Annotated in this window: 27 protein-coding genes; 20 read left to right on the plus strand and 7 right to left on the minus strand. The window is 54.7% G+C overall.

The annotated features are described in order from the left end of the window. The first annotated feature begins 2 nt into the window (after positions 1 to 2). From AB5Y47_RS01970 to AB5Y47_RS02005, 8 genes are all read left to right on the plus strand, one after another. Positions 3 to 776, plus strand: coding sequence for a M48 family metallopeptidase (locus tag AB5Y47_RS01970; RefSeq protein ID WP_368219723.1), 774 nt, complete (start codon positions 3 to 5; stop codon positions 774 to 776). Between the two features lie 440 nt (positions 777 to 1,216). Beyond that, on the plus strand, positions 1,217 to 2,089 hold the full coding sequence (locus AB5Y47_RS01975; protein ID WP_042082322.1) for a TnsA endonuclease N-terminal domain-containing protein: 873 nt from the start codon (positions 1,217 to 1,219) through the stop codon (positions 2,087 to 2,089). Further along, a complete protein-coding gene (locus tag AB5Y47_RS01980; protein ID WP_043154897.1) occupies positions 2,079 to 4,235 on the plus strand; it encodes a hypothetical protein in 2,157 nt (718 codons plus the stop codon). Before AB5Y47_RS01975 ends, AB5Y47_RS01980 begins: the two co-directional genes overlap by 11 nt. A gap of 2 nt (positions 4,236 to 4,237) precedes the next feature. After that, positions 4,238 to 5,677, plus strand: a complete 1,440-nt coding sequence (locus AB5Y47_RS01985) for an AAA family ATPase (protein ID WP_042082326.1) — start codon at positions 4,238 to 4,240, stop codon at positions 5,675 to 5,677. Then, on the plus strand, positions 5,674 to 6,633 hold the full coding sequence (locus AB5Y47_RS01990) for a TniQ family protein (protein ID WP_080768656.1): 960 nt from the start codon (positions 5,674 to 5,676) through the stop codon (positions 6,631 to 6,633). The genes AB5Y47_RS01985 and AB5Y47_RS01990 overlap by 4 nt, the downstream gene beginning before the upstream one ends. 15 nt (positions 6,634 to 6,648) lie before the next feature. Then, complete coding sequence (locus AB5Y47_RS01995) at positions 6,649 to 7,164, plus strand: TniQ family protein (protein ID WP_368219779.1); 516 nt, start codon at positions 6,649 to 6,651, stop codon at positions 7,162 to 7,164. Continuing rightward, positions 7,116 to 8,267 carry a TnsD family Tn7-like transposition protein gene (locus tag AB5Y47_RS02000; protein WP_368219725.1) on the plus strand — a complete coding sequence of 384 codons (1,152 nt, stop codon included), beginning with the start codon at positions 7,116 to 7,118 and terminating at the stop codon, positions 8,265 to 8,267. The genes AB5Y47_RS01995 and AB5Y47_RS02000 overlap by 49 nt, the downstream gene beginning before the upstream one ends. 60 nt (positions 8,268 to 8,327) lie before the next feature. Beyond that, on the plus strand, positions 8,328 to 8,627 hold the full coding sequence (locus tag AB5Y47_RS02005) for a hypothetical protein (protein ID WP_024941359.1): 300 nt from the start codon (positions 8,328 to 8,330) through the stop codon (positions 8,625 to 8,627). Between the two features lie 148 nt (positions 8,628 to 8,775). Here the strand turns inward: AB5Y47_RS02005 and AB5Y47_RS02010 are convergent, their stop codons facing one another. After that, entirely contained in the window at positions 8,776 to 9,273 is a 498-nt protein-coding gene (locus AB5Y47_RS02010) for an antitoxin Xre/MbcA/ParS toxin-binding domain-containing protein (RefSeq protein ID WP_320615031.1), read from the minus strand. A gap of 541 nt (positions 9,274 to 9,814) precedes the next feature. Continuing rightward, positions 9,815 to 10,060 carry an IS1 family transposase gene (locus AB5Y47_RS02015; RefSeq protein WP_181269005.1) on the minus strand — a complete coding sequence of 82 codons (246 nt, stop codon included), beginning with the start codon at positions 10,058 to 10,060 and terminating at the stop codon, positions 9,815 to 9,817. 183 nt (positions 10,061 to 10,243) lie between these two features. On the opposite strand from AB5Y47_RS02015, the gene AB5Y47_RS02020 reads away from it, so the two are divergent. The 3 genes from AB5Y47_RS02020 to AB5Y47_RS02030 all read left to right on the plus strand — a co-directional run bounded on the left by AB5Y47_RS02020 (position 10,244) and on the right by AB5Y47_RS02030 (position 12,165). Further along, entirely contained in the window at positions 10,244 to 10,996 is a 753-nt protein-coding gene (locus AB5Y47_RS02020; protein WP_263086052.1) for a hypothetical protein, read from the plus strand. Between the two features lie 156 nt (positions 10,997 to 11,152). Beyond that, complete coding sequence (locus AB5Y47_RS02025) at positions 11,153 to 11,431, plus strand: hypothetical protein (protein WP_263086053.1); 279 nt, start codon at positions 11,153 to 11,155, stop codon at positions 11,429 to 11,431. Positions 11,432 to 11,766: 335 nt separating this feature from the next. After that, the gene (locus AB5Y47_RS02030; RefSeq protein WP_045524404.1) at positions 11,767 to 12,165 is read left to right on the plus strand and encodes a glyoxalase/bleomycin resistance/dioxygenase family protein; all 399 of its coding nucleotides are present in this window, start codon (positions 11,767 to 11,769) and stop codon (positions 12,163 to 12,165) included. Between the two features lie 117 nt (positions 12,166 to 12,282). On the opposite strand, the gene AB5Y47_RS02035 is transcribed toward AB5Y47_RS02030, so the two are convergent. Beyond that, positions 12,283 to 12,768 (minus strand): VOC family protein, encoded by a 486-nt coding sequence (locus tag AB5Y47_RS02035; protein WP_368219727.1) that lies wholly within the window; start codon positions 12,766 to 12,768, stop codon positions 12,283 to 12,285. 228 nt (positions 12,769 to 12,996) lie between these two features. On the opposite strand from AB5Y47_RS02035, the gene AB5Y47_RS02040 reads away from it, so the two are divergent. Further along, positions 12,997 to 13,746 carry a class I SAM-dependent methyltransferase gene (locus AB5Y47_RS02040; RefSeq protein ID WP_010675078.1) on the plus strand — a complete coding sequence of 250 codons (750 nt, stop codon included), beginning with the start codon at positions 12,997 to 12,999 and terminating at the stop codon, positions 13,744 to 13,746. A 124-nt stretch (positions 13,747 to 13,870) separates the two neighbouring features. On the opposite strand, the gene AB5Y47_RS02045 is transcribed toward AB5Y47_RS02040, so the two are convergent. Next, positions 13,871 to 14,116: a hypothetical protein gene (locus tag AB5Y47_RS02045; RefSeq protein WP_041215012.1), complete on the minus strand. Its 246-nt coding sequence runs from the start codon at positions 14,114 to 14,116 to the stop codon at positions 13,871 to 13,873. A 116-nt stretch (positions 14,117 to 14,232) separates the two neighbouring features. Between AB5Y47_RS02045 and AB5Y47_RS02050 the strand changes: the two genes are divergently transcribed. After that, complete coding sequence (locus tag AB5Y47_RS02050) at positions 14,233 to 15,552, plus strand: MFS transporter (protein ID WP_143237664.1); 1,320 nt, start codon at positions 14,233 to 14,235, stop codon at positions 15,550 to 15,552. Positions 15,553 to 15,623: 71 nt separating this feature from the next. Here AB5Y47_RS02050 and ahpF read toward each other — a convergent pair whose 3' ends face one another. The 3 genes from ahpF to AB5Y47_RS02065 all read right to left on the minus strand — a co-directional run bounded on the left by ahpF (position 15,624) and on the right by AB5Y47_RS02065 (position 18,995). After that, positions 15,624 to 17,210: an alkyl hydroperoxide reductase subunit F gene (gene ahpF / locus AB5Y47_RS02055; protein ID WP_039038739.1), complete on the minus strand. Its 1,587-nt coding sequence runs from the start codon at positions 17,208 to 17,210 to the stop codon at positions 15,624 to 15,626. 142 nt (positions 17,211 to 17,352) lie between these two features. Further along, positions 17,353 to 17,919, minus strand: coding sequence for an alkyl hydroperoxide reductase subunit C (gene ahpC / locus AB5Y47_RS02060; RefSeq protein WP_010675074.1), 567 nt, complete (start codon positions 17,917 to 17,919; stop codon positions 17,353 to 17,355). A 629-nt stretch (positions 17,920 to 18,548) separates the two neighbouring features. Continuing rightward, complete coding sequence (locus AB5Y47_RS02065; RefSeq protein ID WP_010675073.1) at positions 18,549 to 18,995, minus strand: CBS domain-containing protein; 447 nt, start codon at positions 18,993 to 18,995, stop codon at positions 18,549 to 18,551. 211 nt (positions 18,996 to 19,206) lie between these two features. On the opposite strand from AB5Y47_RS02065, the gene queA reads away from it, so the two are divergent. The 7 genes from queA (at position 19,207) to nlpI (ending at position 26,236) form a co-directional block, all read left to right on the plus strand. Beyond that, positions 19,207 to 20,274 carry a tRNA preQ1(34) S-adenosylmethionine ribosyltransferase-isomerase QueA gene (gene queA, locus AB5Y47_RS02070; protein WP_010675072.1) on the plus strand — a complete coding sequence of 356 codons (1,068 nt, stop codon included), beginning with the start codon at positions 19,207 to 19,209 and terminating at the stop codon, positions 20,272 to 20,274. Positions 20,275 to 20,392: 118 nt separating this feature from the next. Further along, positions 20,393 to 21,529, plus strand: a complete 1,137-nt coding sequence (gene tgt, locus AB5Y47_RS02075) for a tRNA guanosine(34) transglycosylase Tgt (protein WP_010675071.1) — start codon at positions 20,393 to 20,395, stop codon at positions 21,527 to 21,529. 50 nt (positions 21,530 to 21,579) lie between these two features. After that, on the plus strand, positions 21,580 to 21,915 hold the full coding sequence (gene yajC / locus AB5Y47_RS02080; protein WP_010675070.1) for a preprotein translocase subunit YajC: 336 nt from the start codon (positions 21,580 to 21,582) through the stop codon (positions 21,913 to 21,915). A gap of 18 nt (positions 21,916 to 21,933) precedes the next feature. Continuing rightward, positions 21,934 to 23,787 (plus strand): protein translocase subunit SecD, encoded by a 1,854-nt coding sequence (gene secD, locus AB5Y47_RS02085; RefSeq protein WP_029314697.1) that lies wholly within the window; start codon positions 21,934 to 21,936, stop codon positions 23,785 to 23,787. Between the two features lie 9 nt (positions 23,788 to 23,796). Beyond that, positions 23,797 to 24,744, plus strand: a complete 948-nt coding sequence (gene secF, locus AB5Y47_RS02090) for a protein translocase subunit SecF (protein WP_010675068.1) — start codon at positions 23,797 to 23,799, stop codon at positions 24,742 to 24,744. A gap of 100 nt (positions 24,745 to 24,844) precedes the next feature. Beyond that, entirely contained in the window at positions 24,845 to 25,213 is a 369-nt protein-coding gene (locus AB5Y47_RS02095) for a rhodanese-like domain-containing protein (protein ID WP_010675067.1), read from the plus strand. Between the two features lie 90 nt (positions 25,214 to 25,303). After that, complete coding sequence (gene nlpI / locus AB5Y47_RS02100; protein ID WP_280520777.1) at positions 25,304 to 26,236, plus strand: lipoprotein NlpI; 933 nt, start codon at positions 25,304 to 25,306, stop codon at positions 26,234 to 26,236. The last annotated feature ends 52 nt before the right edge of the window (positions 26,237 to 26,288 follow it).

Raw genomic sequence — 26,288 nt, forward strand, 5'->3', positions numbered from 1 at the left:
AGATGAATGTGCCTATTCGGGTCAAGGGCGATGCTCAGCCCCAGGCTCCAGCTCCATCCTTTAGCTTTCGCTACGGCGATGAGCGGATCGCCTTCGAGCGGGTGCAACGGAGACAGGCTAGCGGAAAGGTGCTTATCAAGGTGCATCCCGATTGCCGCGTCGTGGTCTCGGCCCCGCGTGAGACGGCTGATGATGCGGTTCTCGCAGCGGTCAAGCAGCGCGGACGCTGGATCTACGAACAGTTACGCGACTTTCGCCAGCAGTTGGAGCACGTCACCCCACGCCAGTACATCAGCGGTGAGAGCCACTATTACCTCGGCAAGCAGTACCTGCTCAAGATGATCGAAGCCCCTGATTCGGTGCCGGGGGTCAAAATGCTGCGTGGCAAGTTGGAGGTGTCGGTTCGACAACGTAGCGCCGAGAAAGTTCGTGAGCTGCTGGCAGACTGGTACAAGGCCCGTGCCAAAGAGGTGTTTGCCAGACGCCTCAACGCCATGCTGGATCAAGCCATCTGGGTCACGGGCAGACCAGCACTGCGCATCCTGACTATGCAGACACAGTGGGGCAGTTGTTCCCCCCATGGCCGGATCACGCTCAACCCACATTTGGTCAAAGCACCCCGCGATTGTATCGATTACGTGATCCTGCACGAGCTCTGCCATATCGCCGAGCACAACCACAGCGAGCACTTTTACCGGCTGATGAGTCAGGTGATGCCCGGTTGGGAAAAGACCAAAGCGAAGCTGGATGGCATGGCTAATCGCTTGTTGACCTGAGTTATCTGCTCGTCAGTCACCCGCAGCCCGGCAGGCCCCCTTGCCGGGCTGAATTTTTTGGTGTGGATGCATTGATTGCTCTTCGCATGGAGCCTTTTGTAGCCAAAAACGGACATTTTTTCTGAGCGGAATCATCAATCGCTTCAGAATAATGTTCTATATCCGCCACCCGCTTATGTCAAAAAAGGAATAAAAAACTTTTACTTATTATTTATAAAAATAAATATTCGTGATTATGTATGCTTATGTGATTTTTTATAACCATATGTTTTTTAAGATAAAAAATTAAATTTTGTTGAGTGTAGTATTTTTGCCATGATAGCGTCGATAGTTATTATTTATAAAAATAAATAAGTAAAAACAACGTCTTACGTGCACTATTGCGGTTGACGACCCCCTGCCCAGTTACTAGGTTGTATGCAGGTCAGGTAGGAGTAGTCATGCAGCAAAAAACGGTTCAGCAGCCCATCGTCACCGATGCGGAGATCGCAAAAACAGCACGGTACAACCGAGACATCAAAGCTTCGGGGTATCGCCCCTGGGTCACGGTGCGGCAGTCCCACACCTACGGCCAGGGGCAGATTGTATTTAGCCACAAAACGGGTCGTGAGCATCATCTTCTCAGCCGTGGCGAGAGGGCACCATTTTTCTATTTCGAACGCGATCCAACTGTTATCGACATTCTCGAACAGTATCCGTTACCACTGCATGAAACGCTCAAAATTGCGGCATCTCTGCACATTGTCCATCCTGGTAATTACAAAGAGCGGGCGAATTATGGTGGCCGTATCCCAGCCAAAACTATGACTCAGGATTTTGTCATTATTCGGAAAACGGAGGCAGGGAAGCATATATTGGCTCCATATAGCTTCAAATATTCGGATGCGCTGGATCCGGAAATAACATCCCCCCGTGTTGTTAATCGTACAAGGGCAAAGGAGAAAATTGCCATTGAATATTGGCGTACTCAAAATATTGATCATGTGCTGTTAACGGAAAAAAGCTTCAATAAAGTACATATATATAATCTGGAATTCCTACGTGAGTGTTTTGATACGCCTGAGTATATTCAGGTATCTGAGACCATATACCTCATTATATTGGGACGTATCAAACATCACCTGATTGCCCATCCCTCAAATACCTTGTTAGTGTTGATCAAGCAGGTGGCTAAGGAGTTGAATATTTCTGACGTGCAGGTGAAATGTGTATTTCAATATGCAGTCTATCATGGTGTTATAATCGTTGATCTTACACAACGTTTAGAGTTATATAGGCCTGTGCCATTCAACGAGGTGGTTCATGCGAGTTAACCAGAAACTGATCACTAATACAAATGGTGGTTCAGAGTTTCTGATTGTCTCTATTTGTTATGACATGGGGTTGTTAGCTGTAAGTGAATTATTAGATGGGCCACCAAAACGGCCGACTAATCTATTAATCGAGAATGTCGAGTCTAATATTGAAAGTGGTGAGTGGACTCTGGCTGAACATCAATTTCCACAAGTTTTGTTTTTCTCTGATAGTGAGCTAGAACCTCAATGGATCAAGATTCGCAATGAGAGACTGGCTGTAATTAGTCCGCTGCTTAGTCAGCCTGAATTGTTACATCGCTATTTATATGGTGATGCAAGTGGTATATTGAAAACGTTGATTGAAAATTCCGGTCGAAGTAGGAAATACATTTGTGCTCAATTGAACAGTTATTTCATTTTTGGATCATTTCCAAATTCATTGCTCCCACACTATTTTAATTGTGGCAGCAACTTTCAACTGCCAGATGTGCCCTTAGGTCAGAGAGCAACCAAGAGCGGCCCAATTACGCGATATGGTACACCATATCGTGGCATTACTCGGCGAGATATTATACAGATTGAGCGCTTTTCAAAATCTATTAAATCTGGCTCGGAAGTGAGGTTGTCAGAGCTATACTTTGACTATTGTTTGAAATATGAATGTGTCAATGTTTTACCGAAGGGTGTTGAGGATTGTGACATAGCAGAACCAATTAAAATGTTACTTCATAGGGAAGATTTAATATCACCAAGAATATTTAAATATCATCTAAAAAAATTCGTCAGTAATCTCACGTTCCTGAAAAAACGAGTAGGCAGTATTAATTATTCTCGTGACCATGCAGGAAAGCCTGGTCTTGCCCGTGCGGGCCTGAGGGGGCCAACGTCACGATATGAAATAGACAGTACTATTGCCGATGTTTACATCCGTTACCCGTACAGTAACGATGAGCTACTGAGTACTGGAAGACCGGTTATATATTTTGTCGTTGATACCGCGAGCAGTATGATTGTTGGATTGCATGTCGGTTTCGACTCGCCTTGTTGGCATGGAGCAAGTCAGGCTCTATTCAATGCGATGAGCAGTAAGCAAGCGTTTTGTAGGCAGTATGGTGTGGAGATCGAAGAGGCTGACTGGCCCTGCAATTTACCATGTCGTGAATTAACGTTCGACCGGGGCTCTGAGAATACTGATACCAATATTTGCAGCCTGCTGCGCGGACTCATTGGTATCACAGTCGGTAATTTTAATGCCTATCATCGCGGGGATATGAAAGGCCAAGTGGAGAAAACTTTCGACATTATTCAGACTCTAGCGATCCCGTTCGAGGCAGGCAAGGTGGTTAAGTATCCACATAAGGAGGATCAGCACGCATCTCGTCGCCCCCTGCTGACGTATGAACAGTTCATGTATCGGCTTATTAATATCATTATCTATTCAAATAATCATCGTCAGCGCGTGACCTCGCACAACCTAGAAATGTCACGTGATGGGGTTGGTTTTACTCCTCGTGATGTATGGAACTGGGGTCTGAAAAATTCAGTGATGGTGAGGCCTGTTCCCATAGACCGCCTGCGATTTGCGCTGTTGCCAGAGGATGAGGCTACGGTGCGTGCTGAGGGGATATTTTTTCGAGGCCTTTACTATAGCAGTAATGAAATTGTTCGAATGCAGTGGCTGGATCAGGCGAAAAATCTCGGACGTTTCAAAATCAGAGTCAGGTACATAGATACATGTACTAATTATCTTTGGTTTAAAACTGAGGAGAGTGATGAGGTCTATCAGGTTGAGCTGACAGATCGCAGTGAGGCATATCGGAATCAGGTTTGGGCAAATGTCATGCATCGCCTGTATATTGTTAAACAACAATTGGCTGCGTTGGATGAGAAGAGATTCAATGCTCGCGCAGTGTTAGAAATGGACTTTCGCGAATGTGATGAGGTAATTCGAAAAACTAATCGTGGACTGAAAAAATCCACTGCAAAAAATATACAGTCAGGAATGAAAATCCATAAACAGGTCGAAGGGAACTTGCAACGTCATCATGAGGAAATGGCTATTGCTGCTGATTTAAGAAATACATGTCAGCAAGATAATTATATTAAAAAAACACCCAGTCAGAACCTTGCTGATCCGACAATATTTACAGTTCAGGAGAAATAATCATGGCCGCACCTCAATATTACCCACATCCCAATTCAAAATATCGGGGAAACCCCTATATCGAGGGGCTTGGCTTGCCGCTCTCAACGGCACAATTTTATGCGAACTGTGAGATCCCTTTTCAGTGTGATCTGGATCTTGCAGGGGTGGATGAATCGCTGCATTCATATTTTATCCGCACTGCCATTGATCAACTGGCGGAGGTTTATACCTCTCCAGATGAGGCGTACCGTTTATATGACCAGATACGACGGATGATCGAGGCTGGGTATGCTCGACGCAATCCAATTGGGGCCGATGTACGCCGAATATTAGCTGCGATTGATCGTGACAAGGCCGAGCCATGGAAAGCTTCACATGTATTGGAACTAGAATTGTCTGTTCAGTATAGCCTGTTACTGCTAGGGCTCAGTGGACGTGGGAAGAGCACGATGGTTAGGCAAATTTGCCAACAGATACCACAAACGATAGAGCATGATCGCTATACGGACCTGCATGGTCACGAAATTATTGTGAGTCGAGTGCAGGTGACCTATCTGTACATTGAAATTCATGATCGCCGTGGCCAAAAAGCACTTTTGCTGAACTTGTTAGAATCACTCGACGCTGTCACTGGTGAGAGTTATAGCCACGCCCATAGGAACCGCTCTGTTAATGAGTTGATTTCGGTAGTGCAAAAATCGTTTATCGGCCATGGGGTTGGTTTGCTGATCCTTGATGAAGCGCAGAACCTGGCCAGGTCTGCCAAGAATGAAGTGATCAGTAACAACGAGAAAACGACCATGAAATTTCTAGAGGAACTATTAAATCGAGTGGGGATCCCGTTGATGTTTGTCGGAACATTGGCCACGATGAAATTGTTTGATAGCGAAATGACGCTAACCCGCCGAGCAACTAAAAATGGATTTATGCAGTTGGTGAGCTGCGATATACATAGCTCATTTTGGCTGCGTTTTATCCGCCTGATATGTCAAACCAGATTTCTGAAAAACCAGAAAACATCAGAGGATGTATTACGCCAACATATACATTATTTGAGTGCCGGTATCCCGGCTATTGCAACCAGTCTAGTTCGCGCCACGCTATCATATCTAACCCTGCTGAAACCAACAGATCAAGATCTCTCGATCGCTGCATTGGACTTATGTTTCAATCGCGAATTTAAAATCCTCCAGCCTGCGTTGAGTGCTCTGCGTAAGGGTGATTACTACCAATTTGAGGACCTATCGCCGATGTTACTGCTCGAATCAGTGGGAAATAGTCAGGTTGTTGATGGAGACACATATTCAGCAGAGGGAGAAATCCTGCTGCAAGGTGAGGTTAAAATCACCAAAAAGCTGCCAAAAACAGAGGAAAAGAAGCTAAAAACTTTAGAGCAATTATCCCCGGATTCATTGCTGGGGCAACTCGGTTACTCTGTAGATAAGGGGCCGTGCAAATGATCCTCCATCGGTTGGAGTTGCTACCTGGTGAGCATTTAGGGGCGGTAGTTGGCCGGATGCATGTGCTGAGCACGCACGGGACGTTTACTGCAACGGCCCAGATGCTGGGGCTGAGCAGCCCACAAATCCGTCCCCATCGTTTATGTCATCCCGACGATCCTGTCCTCGATACCCAATTTCGGGCCCGACACGTTCAACGTGCGTGGCAGGATCACTCTGTCGGCAATTATTTAGCTTCTTTTTTGACTCCGGATGAGCAGAGGATAGTGGCATCAGCACTGGCGGGCCGTTCCCAGCTTCGGTTACGGGTGACTGGCCTGCACAATGTACAACACCAATATTGGCGCTGGTGCGCAGACTGTATTGCCGAGGATTATGAGCTCTATGGTATGCCCTACTACCACCGAGATCATCAACTACCAGGAGTGTTCCATTGTCATCGGCATCAACGCGGTTTGTCTGGTCACTGCGCAGGCTGTGGTTTTTCCGCCAAATTGTTGTCGGAGCAACTGATCCCGCCCTACGACAGCCTCTGTTCCCATTGTGGACACTGGATGGGGGGATACGATGGTCATTTTTCCGAGCGGATGCACGAGATTGAGTTGGCGTCGCTGGCATTGGCCCAGTCCACGAGCACTCTCACCCTGTGTGCACTAACTCAGCTGGTGACTGATTCGATGGGCATCTCGGGCGAGGCGATGCGCACGGTCAAAAGTATCAAAACGATCAATGCGTGGTTTCAGCAGATGGACTCGCAATGTGATCCCCTGGCACTTACTGCGTATTTCACCAATAGTGGGGGGCCAGGTCAGGTATGGCAATTACCCCCACAGCTGCGCAATGCACGGGGCTACCATGAGAAGTCAGCCCGAGATCCGTTGCACCCTCTGGCCCACCTAATGATGTTGCAGCATGCAGGCGTCGATCTGGTGAGGCTCTTGGGATCTGAGGGGTGATCGGTGTTGACCTCGGTGATCCCCACCTATATCCCTGGCGAGTCGGCCTACAGCTGGGTCAGCCAGTATTTTGTTCATTCGGCATACAGTGATCGAAACCATTTTTGTAACCAGCTATTCCACTGTCCTGCTGTTCGGTTGCATCCGGCATTACCAGGCCATATTGAGGCGGCTGCCCAAGCGGCGGGGGTGGATCCGCAATACCTGCTGCACCACGGCTCGGCCTTCCCATTGTTCGCCCTGACGCTGAACAATAAGCACCAAGTCCACGCCCTGGCTGCCGCTATGCTGGGTGAGGGGAGGGGAATAATGGCCCTGTCAGGACAAGCCGCCAGTAAACTGAGCAAACTGAGGGTCGGTGGCGCTTGCCTGAAATGGTGTCCGGCCTGTCTTCTAGAAGATGAAAAGCAGTTCGGTGTGGGTATTGGCATACGGTACACCAGTTGTATGGGGTCACGGCCTGTGCCAAGCATGAGCTACGATTGCAAACCCTGGCGGCCAGTGCGGGAGGTATTGATCGGCGACTGCTAATACCGGATCCCGAGATACCCTGTGGACCATCGCGTCCATCTGAACAGGAAATCAACATTTCTACATATATCACCGCTATGCATCGGTATCTGTGCGTCCAGTCGCCAACGGAGTCGCTAGCGGAGCTGTACCAGCGATGGCTCGGGCAACAGGGCTATCTGACGGCCAGAGGCCATCTGCGTAGCCAGCCCCTGTTGCAGGCCATGACGGAGTTCTGGCAGGGGTTGTTTGCCGATATAACGCCAACAGTGCCACCGGGGCTGGCCAACTATCGATACGTCTCGGGGCTGGTGCATGGCAACCGCAATCACCACTACCTAAAGCATGCGATGTTGATGGCGTTTGTAAGCCGTAGCCCAGCGGAATTTTTTTCTATCAGTAGCCCACCTACGGTGCAGATACAATCCACTACGCCTAGCGACGGGCAGCTATCAGAAACAGCAATACTGACATTGTTGGTGAAGCGGGTTCCCATGCGACAGATTGCCTGCCAGACCGGATACAGCATCGGCTATATCAAACAACTCGCCCTGAGACACAATCAACCGGTTGATCACCGTGCCAAGCGCATTACAGCTGAAGTTGAGCGGGGAATATGGCGTCAGGCGTTCATGGGGGGAGCACGGCAGCAGATCGCGTACAGTCATGGCGTTTCTGTCGGGGCGGTCGAAGCCATTATTCAGAGCCACCAGGGGCTGTCTGACTGGCGACGGCATTTGAGAAGGGTTAACCGTCTACGTGAGCACCGTGTAACGGTGGCTGCATATTTGGCACAGCATGCCGATGTCAGTCGAGGCTGTGTCGAACAGGTGTGTAGAACCGCATTTACTTGGCTCTATAAACATGATCGTGCCTGGTTGTATCAACAGTTACCTGCCGCCAAGCGAGCAGTTCACCATCCCAGTGTGGATTGGGAAGAACGGGATAGGAAACTGGCTGAGCAACTGGGGCTGCTGGCCGAGCAGGCAAGTTCTCTATCTGCATTGGAACGGGCAGTCGATAGGCCAGACTGCCTGAGGAAATACAAAACACGTCTACCGCTCAGTTACGCATTGGCTGTGCGGCTGGTTGCGGCGTATGCCGCTCAACATCCTATGCCCTGATGCTCGCCGTCGATACCTATACAGGTTCTGATATCAGGCATCACAACGAGGAGTATTGCCATGAAGGTCGAAGCAATCGTTCCTACCACACAGGTCGTCGATATTTTGTGCGATGTCTGTGGTGCTAGTACTACTAAATCGCTCGGTACGCAGGAATTCGGCACGCTGGAGGCTTGCTGGGGTTATGGTTCGCAGCACGATGGTGAACGATATCAGGTACACCTATGTGAAGGCTGCTTTTTTGGGGCGCTGGCCAACCTGAGACAGGAGCATCGGTTGATGAATATGTTTTCGGATGATTATCAACCCGCAGACCCTGATCAATTTGGGAAAATTGAAGGCAATCGAGAGCTTATCTAACCACGATTTGAGTGGTTGTGTTGATCGGCTCATCAAGTGAGCCGATTGGTCGAGGTGATCGGCTCATCAAATGAGCCGATTGATCGGGGTGATCGGCTCACCAAATGAGCCTATTGTTGGTGCTTTATGGTCACGTATGAACTGTTAATCAACAGGGGATGCCATGCCTAATCCGGCCGACAAGATCGATAACTGCCTGCGCTCCCATAGGCGTAGTAATCACATCGGCCGGTTTTTCACCACCTAATCCCCACGCAGAGCGGGTGAGCCATCTCATCGTTTTAGCAGTATCTCCCCGGTGTAGGGATATGGCTGCGTCCACTGCTAAGGCTGCCCAGTAAACGCGATCTCCCTGAGCTGTCGATAAGCGATTGCCCCGTTTTATTTGGCGATTCAGTGTGTCTCGGCTAATGCCAATCATCTGGCAAATTGTTCGGGTATTAGACCCCAATAGCTTGCTCAGTTTGACGACGATCTCAGGAGATACACCAGACACTATGTGCTGATGTGCGGCTAGCCAGTTACGTGGTAGACCGAGCGACTCCAGAACAGATAGATTGCTGGTTGGGGGAGATTGCTCTACATGAGTCATTATGAGTCTGCGCCTCCGTCTGGGGGTTGTTGATGGCAGCCCAATGCGAATCATCACTCAGGAGTTCATTGGGTCATCATCTAGTTTGGGGCATTTCGCAAGCCGTTGGCTACAAAATTGACATCATGATGTAATTATATATAAATCAATACTTTAAGTTAGCCAACCCCGATTGGCTCAGTTATCGTTCAACACAAGTGTGCACCAATCAGTTGATGGTATCCATATGGCAGCCATCGTGCGCTCAATCTGTTCCCTTTCTGGCGACTATTGCTGCGAATAGAATCAGTCTATGCGCGGCCCTACAACCTATAAACATTCAATCCTCCAGAGCTGCCATGGCCCCAGGGGTAGAGAGGCCGCACAGGCGTGTGCCAACCTATGAGAGGTGTCATCTGATGACGAAAGTTTTCGTCTAGTTTCCGCTTTGCCGCCTGGCATCTCGCCCGAGCAGGACTATCGTCTGCCGGTGGCGAGTGGGTCATTGCGCTAAACCGATCAAAATGCCCGCTTGGCGGCCTTTCTTGTGGCAAACCAGAGCGGCCACCTCGCTGAGTCAAACTCACCAGCGATTTGTCTTAAACTTTCATCCCGATCAGGCCCTACCGAGCTTCGACAGAGGGTGTAAAAGTGGCGCTACATTACTATTTGGCTGCAAAGCGACCATTTTGCTAAGCGAACTCTGCCATTCAACATAATGGGCATTAGATGCGGCGATTTGGGAGAGGCGAACGGCATATCGGCCTGACTGATAGCGAGCATGACCCACTAGAGTCTTTCTGCGACGGTACACTCGGTCAGATTGGCAGCGAGGGCATTGAACAGTGATAGTGGCTATGATTCAGCAATCGGTTTCAAAAGCCGCCATAACACACAGAAATCAACTCATTGGCGGCACCACTGCGTTCTGGTTAGCATTTTGGATCAGGATGAAATATTGCTTCATGGTGGAAAAATTTATGCAGATGCCCTCAAAAATAGAGCATAAAGCACGCAAGTGCTCTGTGTATTAAGGAGACAGACTATGACAGGGAAAATAGATGGATTGACAGTTTTGAAAGAAGGTGTGCGCTATCACCAATGGATTAGTGGGATACAGCCACCGCTTGAAGGTGTCTCGTTACCTATACTTGCGGATATCGCGCTTCGTAGCAATAAGTACCTACACTTCCTACGCCGAACTCAGGGAATCGAACTTTATAAAGGCGGTGATAACGAAGGATTTCCTATTGTTCAGAGTACCAATCTCAGATACTTCAATAAGGAGAAGGTAGACAAGCCATTGGCTGTGACAGGCATGCGCAACTTTAATCTGACGGAATTATTACCCAGAAATCCTGTTGCAGAGATCTTAATTTATTTCCACGACACGGATGGAGATGATTACGATTACATAGCACAGGAATACAAAGTTCAGCGTGGAACGGATTATAAAAGTGGGCCTGCATCAGGGCCGTTTGATATGAAATTCAAGATCTATCAAGTGAACATAAAACGACCAGAAGGTGATGTGGCCGAATGGCTACAAGGTGAAGTTGTTCGACTGAAAAACACTTTGGATGGCCTAGATCACGATACGCAAAGCCTTCGCTCGTGGGCAGAAGCTGGTATCAATATGAGGGTCATCTGCGGTGGTTCCCAATGCTGCCCTGTTGGCCTCGTTGAAAGTCGAGAACTACTTGTCCTAGCAAACAAAGGACTGTCTCTCGATGACGTCAGGCAAAAGCTCAAATGCAAAGCCTGCGGAGCACGATGCCGAGACATTCTTCCAGTGTAGAGATCAGACGCATGGTGAATAAGGGGCGATGGGGAAATACACTATTATTTATTATATATTCGATAGGGATGAAACTGTTACGATATTATGTTGAGTGTTATTTTCAATTAAGACGGTGTGCCGTGGTGTTTTTGATTGTGTTGATTGGAGGTAAATATGAAATTTGAATTTAAGGTTATGCCTGCCAATAATCTATGGATGAATGTTGAAGATGCTAAGTCATCGGATGATGAAATCTATGAAAGGTATTTAAATGCTCTATATGAAGATCTTGTACGTATTGATGATCTTGTGGTTGAGCGGATAAGTAAAGATGTGTTTTGGATTGAGACTAAATGCTCATATGAGATGGTAAAAGAGTTGATTAGACCTGTGTTGGGCTCCAGTCTCATAGATGTCTTGCGTTATGACCACCTAAAGGAACTGCCTGTATGATTGTGTATAAGGGGCGGTTACGTTAATTGGCCGCCTTTTGTAATTAAGTTACATTTGCCTGTCACGTCGAGAAGAGCTTGGTTTCCAACTTCAATGTCCTGTTTGCTTGTGGAGCGGGTGGAAAATCTCTTTTAAGTTTCCAACTTAATTGTCACTTTGGATGTCGCTAAGATATTGAAATTTTTGACTCACAAGTTTCCAACTTAGTTGTCCGTGATCATGCGGGCAGTGCAATTAACCGAAATGGACTTGGGTCATACCAGGTCCATTTTTTTATCGGGTGGATATGACAGGGGATAACCTCTTTTTAGCCTTCGTACTTATAAGGAACAGAGATGGAAATATCACGGAATGGCATCATTCTGAATGTCGAGCGTTATGAGGAGTGTGTCGCCTTCTACCGCGATCTGTTTGACTTACCGTTAATGTTTAGCAGGAACGAGGGAGAGTTTAGGCTGAGCTGTTTGGCGCTAGGTAGCAGTTACCTGATGATTGAAACCGGTGGAACGGCAATAGATGAAGGTAAATCAATTTTGGTTTGCCCAACGAAGATCAGATTCAATGTGCCGGATATGGCGGCTGCACTTTTGCGGGTACGTGAGTTCGGTCTAACAGCTGAGATTATTGAGAACGATTGGGGAGTGACCATCAATATTCATGATCCGGATGGTAACAGGGTAGGCATCCGGGATGAGGTTGGCTTTGTCCGTCAGTTATGTGGATCAGATGTCTAGTACTCAATGACCGCCTAATCAAGAGTCCGGATTTAGTGGACAACTACACTGACAGCCAATACGCACAAGGCCACCCCCAGGGGTGGCCTTGTTGTGTGTGGCGCCCGTGCGAACGGGCTACTCGCCCCGGCGCACCGCCTCGATGGTGGCAATGTCAATCTTGCCCATCTGCATCATGGCCTCGAAGGCGCGTCTCGCTGCCTCGGGGTCGGGATCGCTTATCGCCTCGGTGAGGACCTGAGGGGTGATCTGCCAGGAGATGCCCCACTTGTCCTGACACCAGCCGCACTCGCTCGCCTGACCGCCATGGTCGATGATGGCGTACCAGTAGCGATCCGTCTCGGCCTGGTCCTGGGTGGCCACCTGAAACGAGAACGCCCAGTTGTGGCGGACCCCGGACCCGCCGTTGAGGCCGAGGCAGGGGATCCCCATCACCCTGAACTCGACCGTCAGCACATCCCCTTCCTTGCCGGCGGGATAGTCGGCCGGGGCCCGGTGTACGGCACCGACGGCGGAGTCGGGGAAGAGGCTGGCGTAAAACCGTGCCGCCTCCTCGGCATCCCCGTCATACCAGAGGCAAATCCTGTTCTTGACTGGTCTCATTGTGTCGCAGCTCCATCCTGGTGTTTGTCCTTCGACGCCCGTGAGCGGGCGCCCCGATGGGTATCCTGCCGCCCGCAGCGCCTGCTGCTTCGCTGGGTGGCAAGCCAGCCTGTACGCCGTTTGCCACCCGCTTGGGGCTTGCATGATGGGGTCAAGTGTAGTGGCATGGGGATCCTGGTCACCAGGCCGGGAGCTGGCATGAAGGCCGCATCAAGAGAGGAGTCTGCCATGGACAGTACCCAGCGATTCTCGACCCGGGTCGAAGCCTATGTGAAATATCGACCCGGTTATCCCGCCGCCATGCTGGATTTTCTGGCAAGGGAGCTGGCCATGGGGCCAGAGGCCCAGGTGGCGGACATCGGTGCGGGCACCGGCATCCTGACCGCCCTGCTGGCCCCCCGGGTCGCGCGGGTCTGGGCGGTGGAGCCCAACGACGATATGCGGGCAGCCGCCAAACGGCTGCTCGCCCAGGTGGGGAACATCGGCTGGCTGCACGGCAGTGCGGAAGCCACGGGCCTGCCCACGGGGGCGATGGATCTGGTGACGGTCGCCCAGGCGTTTCACTGGTTCGATCGCGCGGCTTTTCGGCAGGAGTGCCAGCGGCTGCTCAAGCCCGGTGGCCAGGTCGCCCTCATCTGGAATGACAGGCTGACGAATACCCCGTTTCTCAAGGCCTATGAAGAGGGGCTGCACGCCTACTCGGGGGATTACGAGGAGGTCAATCATCGCAACCTCGGCGAGGCGGATTTTCGCGCCTTCTTCACCGGGGAGTACCGGCTCGATCGCTTCGAGAACAGCCAGCTGTTCGATCTTGACGGGGTGCTTGGACGGCTCAACTCCTCCTCCTATGCGCCTGTGGCGGGCACGCCGGCCCACGATCAGATGACGGCGCTCGTTCGCCGCGAGTTTGCTCGCCATGCCGTTGACGGCAAGATAGCCTTCAACTATTGCACCCTGGTCTACAGTGGCCGGGTGTAGCACCGTTCAGCGCTGACATCCGCAGTGAAAAGGCCCCCGCCAGTGATGGCGAGGGCCTTGTTTCATTTTGGCGGTCTGTATCCGGGCGATGCGAAAGAGACCGTCGCGCGGCGAAGGGGCGGTATCAGCCCTGATCGATGCCGAGAATGGCCATGGCCTTGGCCAGTGTATCGACCGATTCCTGATGCTTGCCCGCGTTGTGCAAGGTCTCTCCGTCCGCTCTCAACTGTTTTACCTCGGCCAGTTGCTCGGCACTGAGGGCGGGGCCTGCGGCCAGGGCGTCGTCTATCTTCTTCATGTCCATGGGGCAGTGGAAGGCGAGGGCGCTGCCGCAAAAGAGCAGGGCGGCCAACAACAGCATGAGTCTCATCTTTCGGATCTCCATGTGGGGTTCCCGTCAAGCATAGCCCCGCAGGGGGAGGGCATTCGGGTTGAAGGGGGCGGGAGGCAGGGGCTACCATGACCCTTTTGCTGCGAGGAGGCTCCATGGCACTGACAAGGTTGCTGTCCCCCCTGACCAGTCTGGTGATCTTCATTCTGGGTCACGGTCTGTTCAATACCCTGCTGACGGTGCGTCTCTCCGCCGAGCAGGTGTCCGCCCAGGCCATCGGTCTGGTGTCGGCTGCCTATTTCGGCGGCCTGGTGCTGGGGACCTTCATCAATGCCCGCCTCATCATCCGGGTGGGCCATATCCGGGCCTATGCGGCTTACGCCTCCCTGCTCTGTTTTCTGTTTCTGCTGCACGGCATGGTGGTGGAGCCTGTCACCTGGGCGGCGCTGCGGCTGATCGGGGGGTTTGCCACCGGCGGTCTGTTCGTGGTGCTGGAGTCCTGGATGCTGGTCTCAAGCACCCCTGCGAACCGGGGGCGGTTGATGTCCCTCTACATGATCCTGCTGTACGGCTCACTCGCCCTGGGCCAGCTGCTGCTCAAGCAGGTGGACCCCATGGTGCTGACGCCGTTCGCCCTGTGCGCCATGGCGGCGACCCTCTCCGTGGTGCCTTTGGCTCTCTCCCGGGTGGCGACGCCGGCCATGGTGGCACCCCAGCCGGTGGGAGTGCTGGAGCTGGTGCGCCTCACTCCGGCGGGAATGGGCAGCAGCTTTACCTCGGGCCTCATCCTCGGGGCCATCTATGGGCTGTTGCCGCTCTATTTCACCGACAGCGGCGCCTCCCTCTCCCAGGTGGCGGACATGATGGCGCTGGTGATCCTGGGGGGGATGTGTCTGCAATATCCCATCGGGCGTGCATCTGATCGTTACGACAGACGGTTGGTGATCCTGCTGCTCTGCGCCCTGCTGACCCTGATCGCGTTGCTGATGGTGCTGCTGCCGGAGCCCTGGCGCGAGCCAATCGAGGGGACTCTTGTCTTCCTGCTGGGGGGCATGGCGTTCTCCATCTATCCCTTGAGCCTCAGCCATGCTTGCGATGAACTGCGCCCGGATCAGGTGCTGGGGGCAAACCAGGGGCTGCTGCTTGCCTACAGCCTGGGAGCCATGACGGGTCCGCTGCTGGCCCCCTTTACCATGGCGACGTTCGGACCACAGGGGCTGTTCGTCTACTTTGCCCTGTGCGGTCTGCTGCTGTCGGCCTATCTCGGCTGGCGCAGGCGTAAGCGAGCCCCCATTCCGCTGACGGAGCATCAGGTCTTCATGCCGGTGCCCCCCAACACCCCCATGACGGCGGAGCTGGAGCCAAGAACGGATCTGGAAGGGGAGGCAGTGCCGGCGAGCTATGCCGCGCCTGATGCAGAAGAGAGAGCGGTGAGTGAAGAGGGGCAGGAGAGGGACGCGCCGCAAGGGCGTTGAAGGCTGCCGACCCAACGACAGGGATAAAAAAACCGACTCCAGGGAGTCGGTTTTTTGTTGAGCGGCGGTTATCAGGCGGTCACGGCATCGGCCTGGGTAGCTTGTGCTTCCGGCGCCGGGTTGCGAATGAGGTAATCAAACGCACCCAGGGCGGCGGTGGCACCTGCCCCCATGGAGATGATGATCTGCTTGAACGGTACCGTGGTGGCATCCCCTGCGGCATAGACGCCGGGCAGGGAGGTGGCACCCTTGGTGTCGATCTCGATTTCGCCAAAGCGGGTCAGGGCCACTTCGCTCCCCTTGAGGAACTCGGTGTTCGGCACCAGACCGATCTGGACGAAGATGCCGGCCACCGCCAGATGCTTGATCTCGCCGGTGGTGCGATCTTCGTAATCCATGCCCACCACCTTGCTGCCGTCGCCGATCACTTCGGTGGTGCGGGCGCTCATGATGATGTCGATATTGCCCATGGAACGGGCCTTCTTCTGCAGCACGTCGTCGGCACGCAGGGTATCGGCGAACTCCACCACGGTGACGTGCTCGACGATGCCGGCCAGATCGATGGCCGCCTCGATGCCGGAGTTGCCGCCCCCGATCACCGCCACCCGCTTGCCCTTGAAGAAGGGGCCATCACAGTGCGGGCAGTAGGCCACGCCCTTGGTACGGTACTCGAGTTCACCCGGCACGTTCAGGTCGCGCCAGCGGGCACCGGTTGCCAGGATCACGGCGCGGCTCTTCAAGGTGGCGCCGGAGGCGAGATCCACGTTGACGTAACCATCCTTGCTGATGGCGGCGGCACGCTGCTCGGTGATCACTTCCACGCCGTACTGCTTGACGTGCTGCTCCAGGCTGGCTGCCAGCTTGGGGCCCTCGGTGTAGGGCACGGAGATGAAGTTTTCGATGCCGACGGTGTCCATCACCTGGCCACCGAAACGTTCGGCGACAATGGCGGTGCGAATGCCTTTGCGGGCGGCATAGATGGCCGCGGCGGCACCGGCCGGGCCACCGCCCACCACCAGCACGTCATAAGGCGCTTTTTCGCTCAGCTCTTGCGCCTTGCGCTCGGCAGCGCCGGTGTCGAGTTTGGCAACGATCTCTTCCAGCGAAATGCGGCCCTGGCTGAACGGCTGACCGTTCAGGTAGACGTTCGGGACCGCCATGATTTGACGCTCGTTCACCTCATCCTGGAACAGGGCACCGTCGATCATGGTGTGGGTGATGCCGGGATTCAGGGTGGACATCAGGTTCAGGGCCTGTACCACGTCCGGACAGTTGTGGCAGGAGAGGGAAATATAGGTCTCGAAGTGGAACTCGCCCTTGAGGTTCTTCACCTGCTCCAGCACGGCCGGATCGGCCTTGGAGGGGTGACCGCCGCTTTGCAGCAAGGCGAGCACCAGGGAGGTGAATTCATGACCCATGGGAATGCCGGCAAAGTGCACGCGCGGGGCCTGGCCCTGGGGCGCGATGCTCATGGAAGGCTTGCGGGCATTGGTGCCATCGGTCAGGGAAATTTTGGGGGACATCTCGGCGATCTCGCTGGCCAATGCCAGGAGTTCGGCGGATTTGTCGCTGTCATTGCCGGACACGCTGATCTCGATGGGATTGACGATGTACTGCAAGTAACCGTTGAGTTGTTGTTTGAGGTTGGTATCTAACATGGTCGAATTCCTTCTTGCTGAATGCGGGTCGGCACGATGACCGGATACAGAAAACAGAGGTCCACACAGCAGACCGGCGCATTTTCTGAGGGCCGTAAACAAGACCGGCCCTTGAACGGGCCGGTCTTCAGAGCGGGGAGGCTTAGATTTTGCCTACCAGATCCAGGGACGGGGCCAGGGTGGCGTCGCCTTCTTTCCACTTGGCCGGGCACACTTCACCCGGGTGGGAAGCAACGTACTGGGCAGCCTTGACCTTGCGCAGCAGTTCCAGTGCGTCACGGCCGATGCCGCCAGCGTTGATTTCAACGATCTGGATGACGCCTTGCGGGTCGATGACGAAGGTACCGCGGTCAGCCAGGCCTGCTTCTTCGATCATCACGCCGAAGTTGCGGGTGATGGTGCCGGTGGGGTCGCCGATCATCGGGTACTGGATCTTCTGGATGGTGTCAGAAGTGTCGTGCCAGGCCTTGTGGGTGAAGTGGGTGTCGGTGGAGACAGCGTAGATCTCGACGCCCAGCTTCTGGAATTCGGCGTAGTTGTCGGCCAGGTCGCCCAGCTCGGTCGGGCAGACGAAGGTGAAATCAGCCGGGTAGAAGAACACCACGGACCACTTGCCTTTCAGGTCAGCGTCAGACACCTGAACGAATTTGCCATTGTGGTAGGCGGTGGCGTTGAACGGCTTGATTTCAGTGTTGATGTAGGTAGACATGTATTTGCTCCTTGGTGATGTACATATGCCTGTCTGGTGTTGAAGAGTCGTGCCAGACGAGGCGCTTAACTTTCGATGGAGTCATCATAGTGACTTTTTCTAATCGGTCAAAGCCACAATTTTGAATCACATAAATCTATTTATTAGATAGACCATCACAACTGTACCTAACATGAATATCTCAGGCCTTCGGAGATAACTCATTGTCGAAGTTCAATTTCTGTCCTGCATGTCACATTTTCAAGGGCTGGGCCGGATTTGTTTTCATTGCGTGAGCAGAGAAGGGGGCAGACGAGGCGGCGCAGTAGAAAAAAGAGGGATAAAAAAATCCCGGCGCCGTCGCACAGACAGGGCCGGGTCATCAAACAAGGAATGGCGATAAATATGCTTTACAGCAAAGACTAACTACGGGGTGTGCAAACTTGCAGACATATGAAGAGAAGATGGCGGGTGCACAATCCTCATCTCCTCTTCGGCAACCATTGCATGGTGAGCATCATAGTGTGATGAATGTCACAACGCAAGTTTTGTGGTGTAATTTTACAGTCAAATTGAAAGTGTTTCACTTAAATAGCCGTTAAATTAGGCTGAAAACGCTTTTATTGTAATTTTATTACGGTTCTTTAAGATCAAAAGTCGGTTGGGGGCTCCTGCTCCTCCATCAGCTCCAGCAGATTGATGGCCACGGCGATGAAGTCCGACTCGGTGACGATGCCAACCAGCTTGCGCCCCTTGAGTACCGGCAGACAGCCATATTTGTGGCGCTGCAGATACAGGGCCGCCTCCTTGATGCCGGCGTGGGGATCCACGCTCGCCACCTGACGAGTCATGATCTCGTCGAGCTGGACGCTGTCGGTGAACTCCGCCTCCCGCTCGGGGTTGATCAGCAGCAGCTTGGATTCACGGGTGGCCAGGATGTCCGAGAGGGTGACCAGACCAAGCAGATGCTGGTGTTCATCGACGATGGGAACGTGACGGATCCGCTCCTGCTGCATCAGCTCCATCGCCTGCTTGACGCTGTTTTCCGGACCCAGGGTAAAGGGGTGTTCAGTCATGATCTCGGAGAGGGTCATCATGGTGGGCCTCCTTGTGTGTCTGCTTCCACCCTAGCCCAGCCCCCGTCGCCAGAACATGATCGGGGTCAATACAAAACCTTAAAGGTTTTTTAACGGGCCCAGCCTCACAAAATGGCCCGCTATCCCTTGTCTTCCTTGGGTTTTTAGTCTTTTGGGTTGCCTTGGAAGAGGGGGATAACTAGACTAGCCGCCGATTCCCCCGAGGTGAAAGATGCAAGTATCCGATTTTCATTTTGATCTGCCAGACGAGCTGATTGCCCGCTATCCCATGGCGGAGCGTACCGCTAGCCGCCTGCTGCAGCTCGATGGTCAAACCGGCGCCCTGCGCCACGGTCATTTTGTCGATGTGCTTGACCAGCTCAACCCCGGCGATCTGCTGGTGTTCAACAATACCCGTGTCATTCCGGCCCGCATGTTTGGCCAGAAGGCCAGCGGCGGCAAGCTGGAGGTGTTGGTGGAGCGCATTCTGGACGAGCACAGCGTGCTGGCGCACGTCCGCTCGTCCAAGTCCCCCAAGCCAGGTACCCGCCTCCTTCTGGATGGCGGTGCCGACGGCGTGCCCGTCGAGGCCGAGATGCGTGCCCGTCACGACGCTCTGTTCGAGATCCACTTCCTGGACCCGCGCCCTGTGCTGACCATTCTGGATGCCATCGGCCATATGCCGCTGCCTCCCTATATCGACCGTCCCGACGAGGATGCCGACAAGGAGCGCTACCAGACCGTCTACAACCAGAAGCCGGGTGCCGTGGCGGCGCCGACCGCCGGTCTGCACTTCGACGAGCCGCTGCTCGAGCAGATCCGTGCCAAGGGCGTGGAGATGGCCTTCGTGACCCTGCACGTGGGGGCGGGCACCTTCCAGCCGGTGCGCGTCGACAAGATTGAAGATCACCACATGCACTCGGAATACGCCGAAGTGCCCCAGGAGGTGGTGGATGCCATCGCGGCGACCCGCGCCCGCGGCGGTCGTGTGGTTGCGGTGGGGACCACGTCGGTGCGATCCCTCGAGAGTGCGGCCAAGGCGACCCTGGCCCAGGGCAAGCCGCTGGCGCCCTTCTTCAATGACACCGACATCTTCATCTTCCCCGGTTACGAGTTCCAGGTGGTCGATGCCATGATCACCAACTTCCACCTGCCCGAATCCACCCTGATCATGCTGGTCAGCGCCTTTGCCGGCTATGACAACGTGATGGCCGCCTATCAGGCCGCCGTGGCGGGACAGTACCGTTTCTTCAGCTACGGGGACGCCATGTTCGTCACCCGTCGCCGGGTGCAGGGTTAAGCCTTGCCCTTCAGAAGTCGTTCAGGCTCTGCTTGTCAGTATGCCGGCCGGCTTCATATTACCGGGCCCCTCGGGCCCTTTGTTGTCAGACTGTTTCTCTGACTGAATAGAGGTAGCAATGAAATTTGAATTGAAAACCACCGATGGGCGTGCCCGTCGCGGTCAACTGGTGTTCGAGCGTGGCGTGGTCCAGACCCCGGCCTTCATGCCGGTCGGCACCTACGGCACCGTCAAGGGGATGACACCGGAAGAGGTGCGTGAGACCGGTGCCCAGATCCTGCTTGGCAACACCTTCCACCTCTGGCTGCGCCCGGGTCAGGAAGTGATGCGCGCCCACGGCGATCTGCACGACTTCATGAACTGGCAGGGGCCCATCCTGACCGACTCCGGTGGTTTCCAGGTGTTCAGTCTGGGGCACATCCGCAAGATCACCGAGGAGGGGGTGCACTTCCGTCATCCCATCAACGGCGAGAAGATCTTCCTCGACCCCGAGAAGTCCATGGAGATCCAGTACGATCTGGGTTCCGACATCGTGATGATCTTCGACGAGTGCACCCCGTACCCGGCCACTTACGAGGAAGCGCGCAAGTCCATGGAGATGTCCCTGCGCTGGGCCAAGCGTTCCCGTGACAAGTTCGATGCACTCGGCAACAAGAACGCCCTGTTCGGCATCATCCAGGGTTCTGTCTACGAACCGCTGCGGGATGTGTCGCTGGACGGTCTCCTTGAGATCGGCTTCGACGGTTACGCGGTCGGCGGTCTTGCCGTGGGTGAGCCCAAAGAGGACATGCATCGCATCCTTGACCATGTCTGCCCGAAAATTCCGGCCGACAAGCCGCGCTACCTGATGGGGGTGGGCAAGCCGGAGGATCTGGTGGAAGGGGTGCGCCGCGGTATCGACATGTTCGACTGCGTGATGCCGACCCGCAACGCCCGCAACGGTCATCTCTTTACCACCGATGGCGTGGTCAAGATCCGCAACGCCAAGTACCGGGAAGACACCAGCACCCTGGATGCGGACTGCGATTGCTACACCTGCAAGAACTACACCCGTAGCTATCTGTACCATCTGGACAAGTGCAACGAGATCCTCGGTGCCCGTCTGAATACCATCCACAACCTGCGTTATTACCAGCGCGTGATGCAGGGTTTGCGGGACGCGATCGAGCAGGGTAAATTAGACGACTTTGTAACTGAGTTTTACCGTCGGCAAGGGAAGCCTGTGCCTCCACTGGCTGAAAATGACGTGAAATAACAACGACATATAAGTTAGTATTCAAATCTACATCAATAAGAGGTTGTTAAATGAGCATTATCTCCAAGGCGTATGCAGAAGGCGCGGCTCCGGCAGCACAGGGTGGTGGCATGGAAATGATCATCATGCTGGCCGTGTTCGGTCTCATCTTCTACTTCATGATCTACCGTCCCCAGGCCAAGCGTGCCAAGGAGCATCGCAATCTGATGAGCTCCCTCTCCAAGGGCGACGAAGTGCTCACTTCCGGTGGCCTGGTCGGCAAGATCGCCAAGGTTTCCGCCGACAGCGACTACATTGTGCTGGCCCTGAACGATCAGACCCAGGTCACCATCAAGCGTGACTTCGTCTCTGCCGTTCTGCCCAAGGGTTCTATCCAGTCCCTCTAATCTCCCGAGGAGCACAGCGTGTTAAATCGCTATCCGCTGTGGAAATACCTGATGGTGATCGTCGTGATCGCCATCGGTTTTCTATATGCAGCCCCCAATCTTTACGGCGAAGACCCGGCCTTGCAGGTCTCTGCCAGCCGTGGTGCCGAAGTCAAACTAGAAACCCTCGATCAGGTGAAGGAAACCCTCGACGAGGCGAAGATCCCGGTCAAGCATGCGGCGTTCGAGCACGGCTTCATCCTGATCCGTTTCAACAACACCGAAGACCAGCTCAAGGCGCGCGACATCGTGGCCAACAAGCTGGGCGACAATTTCATCACCGCCCTCAACCTGGCACCGTCGACCCCCGCCTGGCTTGAGGCCATCGGCGCGGCGCCCCTGAAGCTCGGTCTTGACCTGCGGGGCGGTGTGCACTTCCTGATGGAAGTGGACATGGCCGAAGCGCTGGCCAAGCAGCAGGAACAGATGGTGCAGGATTTCCGCGCCGAGCTGCGCACCCAGAAGATCCGCTACTCCGGTGTACGCCGGGTCGGGGATCAGGTGCAGGTGGTCTTCCGTGACGAGGCCGATCAGGCCAAGGCACTCTCCTTCCTGCGTCGCCAGAATGCGGATCTTGTCTTCACCACCGACCAGAAAGGGGATGACTTCATCCTGCTGGCCAGTCTGAGCGAAGCCAAGGTCAAAGAGGTGAAGAAGTATGCCCTCGAGCAGAACATCACCATCATCCGCAACCGGGTGAACGAACTGGGTGTGGCCGAGCCGTTGGTCCAGCAGCAGGGCGGCGAGCGTATCATCGTCGAGCTGCCGGGGATCCAGGACACCGCCCGTGCCAAGGAGATCCTGGGGGCCACCGCGACCCTGGAGTTCCACATGGTCGATGAGGCTGCCGATATCCAGGCCGCTGCCGCAGGCCGCGTGCCGCCGAGCTCCAAGGTCTACAACGATCGCAACGGTCGTCCCGTGGTACTGCAAAAGCGCGTGATCCTGACTGGTGACCACATTGTGGGTGCCCAGTCCGGTTTCGATGAATACAGCCGTCCCCAGGTCAACATCAAGCTCGATGGTCAGGGTGGCAACAAGATGGCCAACTTTACCAAGGACAACGTTGGCAAGGGCATGGCGACCGTCTTCATCGAGTACAAGCCGGTGGGGCAGCCTGGTCCGGACGGCAAGCGCAAGTTCCGCAAGCAGGAGGAGGTGATCAACGTCGCCACCATCCAGTCTCGCCTGGGTAGCCAGTTCCGCATCACCGGGATCGACAACGCCAACGAAGCCCACAACCTGGCGCTGCTGCTGCGTGCCGGTGCCCTGATTGCCCCCATCCAGATCGTCGAAGAGCGCACCATAGGCCCGAGCCTGGGTCAGCAGAACATCGACAGCGGGATGGAAGCCATCGGCTGGGCCATGCTGGTGATCGTGCTCTTCATGGGGATCTACTACCGTGCCTTCGGCTGGGTGGCCAATCTGGCGCTGACCATGAACCTGGTGCTCATCGTCGGTATCATGTCGATGATCCCGGGGGCCACCATGACCCTGCCGGGCATCGCCGGTATCGTGTTGACGCTGGGGATGGCGGTGGATGCGAACGTGCTGATCTACGAGCGTATTCGTGAAGAGATCCGCAATGGTCGCGGGGTGCAGCAAGCCATTCACCTGGGCTTTGATCGCGCCTTCTCCACCATCGCCGACTCCAACATCACCTCGCTCATCACCTGCGTGATCCTGTTCGGTATCGGTACCGGTGCCATCAAGGGCTTCGCCCTGACCCTCGGGATCGGCCTGACGGCGTCCATGTTCACTGCCATCACGGTATCCCGCGCCATCATCAACCTGGCCTGGGGTGGACGGCGCATCGACAAGCTGCCGATCTAAGGAAGAGACATGTTTCAAATTCTACATTTTGAAAAGCCCATCCCCTTCATGCGTTTCGCCAAGCTGGGTATGGTCCTCTCTGCTCTGGTAACGGTGCTCGCCCTCTACGTTCTGTACGATCGTGGCCTGAACTGGGGGCTGGACTTCACCGGCGGTACCACCATCGAGGTGGGGTTCCAGCAGTCGGTGAGCCTGGACAAGATGCACGAGGCGCTGGATCAGCAGAAGATTGACGGGGCGACCCTGCAGTTCTTCGGCTCCAGCCGTGATGTGCTGGTGCGCATGGCCCCCCAAGAGGGCGTCAAGGTCGAGCAGCAGGGCAACGAGGTCCTGGCGGCCGCCAAGCTGGTCGACGAGAGCGCCGTGCTCAAGCGTGTCGAGTTCGTCGGTCCCTCCGTGGGTGACGAGCTGGCCACCGACGGTGCCCTGGCCATGCTGGCCTCCATCATCTGTATCCTGATCTACGTGGCGGTGCGCTTCGAGTGGCGTCTGGCCACGGGGGGCATCCTCTCCCTGGCTCACGACGTGATCATCACCCTCGGCATCTTCGCCTACTTCCAGTACGAGTTCGACCTGACCGTGCTGGCGGCGCTGATGACGCTGGTGGGGTACTCCCTGAACGACACCATCGTCGTGTTCGACCGGGTGCGGGAGAATTTCCGCAAGGTACGCCGTGGGGACACCGCGGAGATCATGGATCTCTCCATGACCGAGACCCTGAGCCGGACCATCATCACCTCGGGGTTGACCTTCGTGGTGGTGGTGGCGCTGCTGCTCAAAGGCGGGCCTCTGATCCACGGTTTCTCCATCGCCATGGTGATCGGGGTGGCCTTCGGGACCTACTCCTCCATCTATGTGGCGAGCGCCTCAGCCATGTTCCTCGGGATCAAGCGGGAGCACATGCTGCCGACCCAGGTGGAAAAAGAGGGCGCGGATCAGCAAGAGATCCTGCCGTAACAGACAAGGGCGCCGCAAGGCGCCCTTTCTCTTGTGGCCGGGGTGAGTCATGATGCTCCCCACAACCCAGCATCCATTACCCAAAGCAAGGAGCAAGCCCATGCAACACAATCCCCGTTTTCTGGCCCTGGTAGAGGTCATCCGCCCGCAGGTGCAGGAAACCGATGTGCACCAGATCAAGCGCTGGCAGGATGAGGGCCGAGCATTTCATCTGATCGACGTGCGCGAAGAGAGCGAGTGGGCCAGGGGCCATCTGCCGGGGGCCACCTATCTCGGGCGCGGGGTGATAGAGCGTGACATCGAGACCCGGTATCCGGATCCCGACACCGAACTCTACCTCTATTGTGGTGGGGGATTTCGCTCCATCCTGGTGGCGGATAACCTGCAGAAGATGGGTTATTCCCGGGTCGTCAGCGTCGATGGAGGCTTTCGCGGCTGGAGCGATGCCGGATACCCTGTCGAATCCTGATTTATTTGAGGGAGAGGGGCTGCGCCACATGACAAACGGCCCCGTGATCTTTACCATATGCGGGGTCAAGCGTAAGCGTCGGAGTGTTCATTGAACGTCAGGATAGGGATTGGATACCTCACGGGTATCCTGTTGTTGCTCCCCTTGTGGGGTTGCAGCAGTAGCAGTCAGGTAAAAGCGCCTCAAGTTCCCAAGCCGCAACCCGCTTCACTGGTATTGGCGACCCCCTTGCAGGTCTCCTACCAGAGCGAGTTGGCGTTGGCGCGACTCGGGCAGATGCTCAGTGAAATGGAATTGACGACCGAACAGCGGGCAGAACTCTTCTATGAGCGTGCCGTGGTGTTTGACCGGGTGGGCTTGCGTTCCCTGGCGCGACTCGACTTCAACCGCGCCCTGCGGGAGAAGCCGGATTTTGCCGAGGCCTACAACTTCATCGGTGTCTATCTGGTTCAACAGCAGAACTACGACGAGGCCTATGAGGCGTTCGACTCCGCTCTGGAGCTCGCCCCGGATTACGACTACGCCTATCTCAACCGGGGAATCGCGCTCTATTACGGCAATCGCCCCGAGCTTGCCGCGGCGGATATGAAGCGCTTCTACGAGGCGCAACCAGAAGACCCTTATCGGGTGATCTGGCTCTATCTGGCCGAGCAGAAGCTCAACGGACCGGCGGCCATGAGCCGGATGCGCGAGCGGCTCAACAAATATGACGACGACGCCTGGAACTGGGATCTGGTGCGCCTCTATACGGGCGACATCAATGCCACCCAGTTGATGAGCAACGTGGTGAAAGGGGTCAAGGACAACAGGGAGCTCGCCGAGCGCCTGTGCGAGACCTACTTCTACCTCGGCAAGTTCGAGCTGGCCAAGGGTAACCGCAAGGAAGCCATCAGCTACTTCAAGCTGGCGCTGGCCAACAACGTCTATGACTTCATCGAGCATCGCTATGCCTTGCTGGAGCTGGAACTGATGGCGCGCAAGCCCCAGCCACCCGGAGCCCAGGGCAAGAGCGGCAAAGCGTGACTAAACGGGTTTGAACCCCATGAAAAAGGCCTCTTGACGAGGCCTTTTTGCT

This window comes from Aeromonas sp. R7-2 (assembly GCF_040908105.1).
GTDB classification, from domain to species: Bacteria; Pseudomonadota; Gammaproteobacteria; order Enterobacterales; family Aeromonadaceae; genus Aeromonas; species Aeromonas caviae.

What these genes read in the sequence shown, in the direction of transcription:
- AB5Y47_RS01970 (WP_368219723.1), top strand. Translation starts at nt 3, where the DNA reads ATGAATGTGCCTATTCGGGTCAAGGGCGATGCTCAGCCCCAGGCTCCA.
- AB5Y47_RS01975 (WP_042082322.1), top strand. Translation starts at nt 1,217, where the DNA reads ATGCAGCAAAAAACGGTTCAGCAGCCCATCGTCACCGATGCGGAGATC.
- AB5Y47_RS01980 (WP_043154897.1), top strand. Translation starts at nt 2,079, where the DNA reads ATGCGAGTTAACCAGAAACTGATCACTAATACAAATGGTGGTTCAGAG.
- AB5Y47_RS01985 (WP_042082326.1), top strand. Translation starts at nt 4,238, where the DNA reads ATGGCCGCACCTCAATATTACCCACATCCCAATTCAAAATATCGGGGA.
- AB5Y47_RS01990 (WP_080768656.1), top strand. Translation starts at nt 5,674, where the DNA reads ATGATCCTCCATCGGTTGGAGTTGCTACCTGGTGAGCATTTAGGGGCG.
- AB5Y47_RS02005 (WP_024941359.1), top strand. Translation starts at nt 8,328, where the DNA reads ATGAAGGTCGAAGCAATCGTTCCTACCACACAGGTCGTCGATATTTTG.
- AB5Y47_RS02010 (WP_320615031.1), bottom strand. Translation starts at nt 9,273, where the DNA reads ATGATTCGCATTGGGCTGCCATCAACAACCCCCAGACGGAGGCGCAGA.
- AB5Y47_RS02020 (WP_263086052.1), top strand. Translation starts at nt 10,244, where the DNA reads ATGACAGGGAAAATAGATGGATTGACAGTTTTGAAAGAAGGTGTGCGC.
- AB5Y47_RS02025 (WP_263086053.1), top strand. Translation starts at nt 11,153, where the DNA reads ATGAAATTTGAATTTAAGGTTATGCCTGCCAATAATCTATGGATGAAT.
- AB5Y47_RS02030 (WP_045524404.1), top strand. Translation starts at nt 11,767, where the DNA reads ATGGAAATATCACGGAATGGCATCATTCTGAATGTCGAGCGTTATGAG.
- AB5Y47_RS02035 (WP_368219727.1), bottom strand. Translation starts at nt 12,768, where the DNA reads ATGAGACCAGTCAAGAACAGGATTTGCCTCTGGTATGACGGGGATGCC.
- AB5Y47_RS02040 (WP_010675078.1), top strand. Translation starts at nt 12,997, where the DNA reads ATGGACAGTACCCAGCGATTCTCGACCCGGGTCGAAGCCTATGTGAAA.
- AB5Y47_RS02045 (WP_041215012.1), bottom strand. Translation starts at nt 14,116, where the DNA reads ATGAGACTCATGCTGTTGTTGGCCGCCCTGCTCTTTTGCGGCAGCGCC.
- AB5Y47_RS02050 (WP_143237664.1), top strand. Translation starts at nt 14,233, where the DNA reads ATGGCACTGACAAGGTTGCTGTCCCCCCTGACCAGTCTGGTGATCTTC.
- ahpF (WP_039038739.1), bottom strand. Translation starts at nt 17,210, where the DNA reads ATGTTAGATACCAACCTCAAACAACAACTCAACGGTTACTTGCAGTAC.
- ahpC (WP_010675074.1), bottom strand. Translation starts at nt 17,919, where the DNA reads ATGTCTACCTACATCAACACTGAAATCAAGCCGTTCAACGCCACCGCC.
- AB5Y47_RS02065 (WP_010675073.1), bottom strand. Translation starts at nt 18,995, where the DNA reads ATGATGACCCTCTCCGAGATCATGACTGAACACCCCTTTACCCTGGGT.
- queA (WP_010675072.1), top strand. Translation starts at nt 19,207, where the DNA reads ATGCAAGTATCCGATTTTCATTTTGATCTGCCAGACGAGCTGATTGCC.
- tgt (WP_010675071.1), top strand. Translation starts at nt 20,393, where the DNA reads ATGAAATTTGAATTGAAAACCACCGATGGGCGTGCCCGTCGCGGTCAA.
- yajC (WP_010675070.1), top strand. Translation starts at nt 21,580, where the DNA reads ATGAGCATTATCTCCAAGGCGTATGCAGAAGGCGCGGCTCCGGCAGCA.
- secF (WP_010675068.1), top strand. Translation starts at nt 23,797, where the DNA reads ATGTTTCAAATTCTACATTTTGAAAAGCCCATCCCCTTCATGCGTTTC.
- AB5Y47_RS02095 (WP_010675067.1), top strand. Translation starts at nt 24,845, where the DNA reads ATGCAACACAATCCCCGTTTTCTGGCCCTGGTAGAGGTCATCCGCCCG.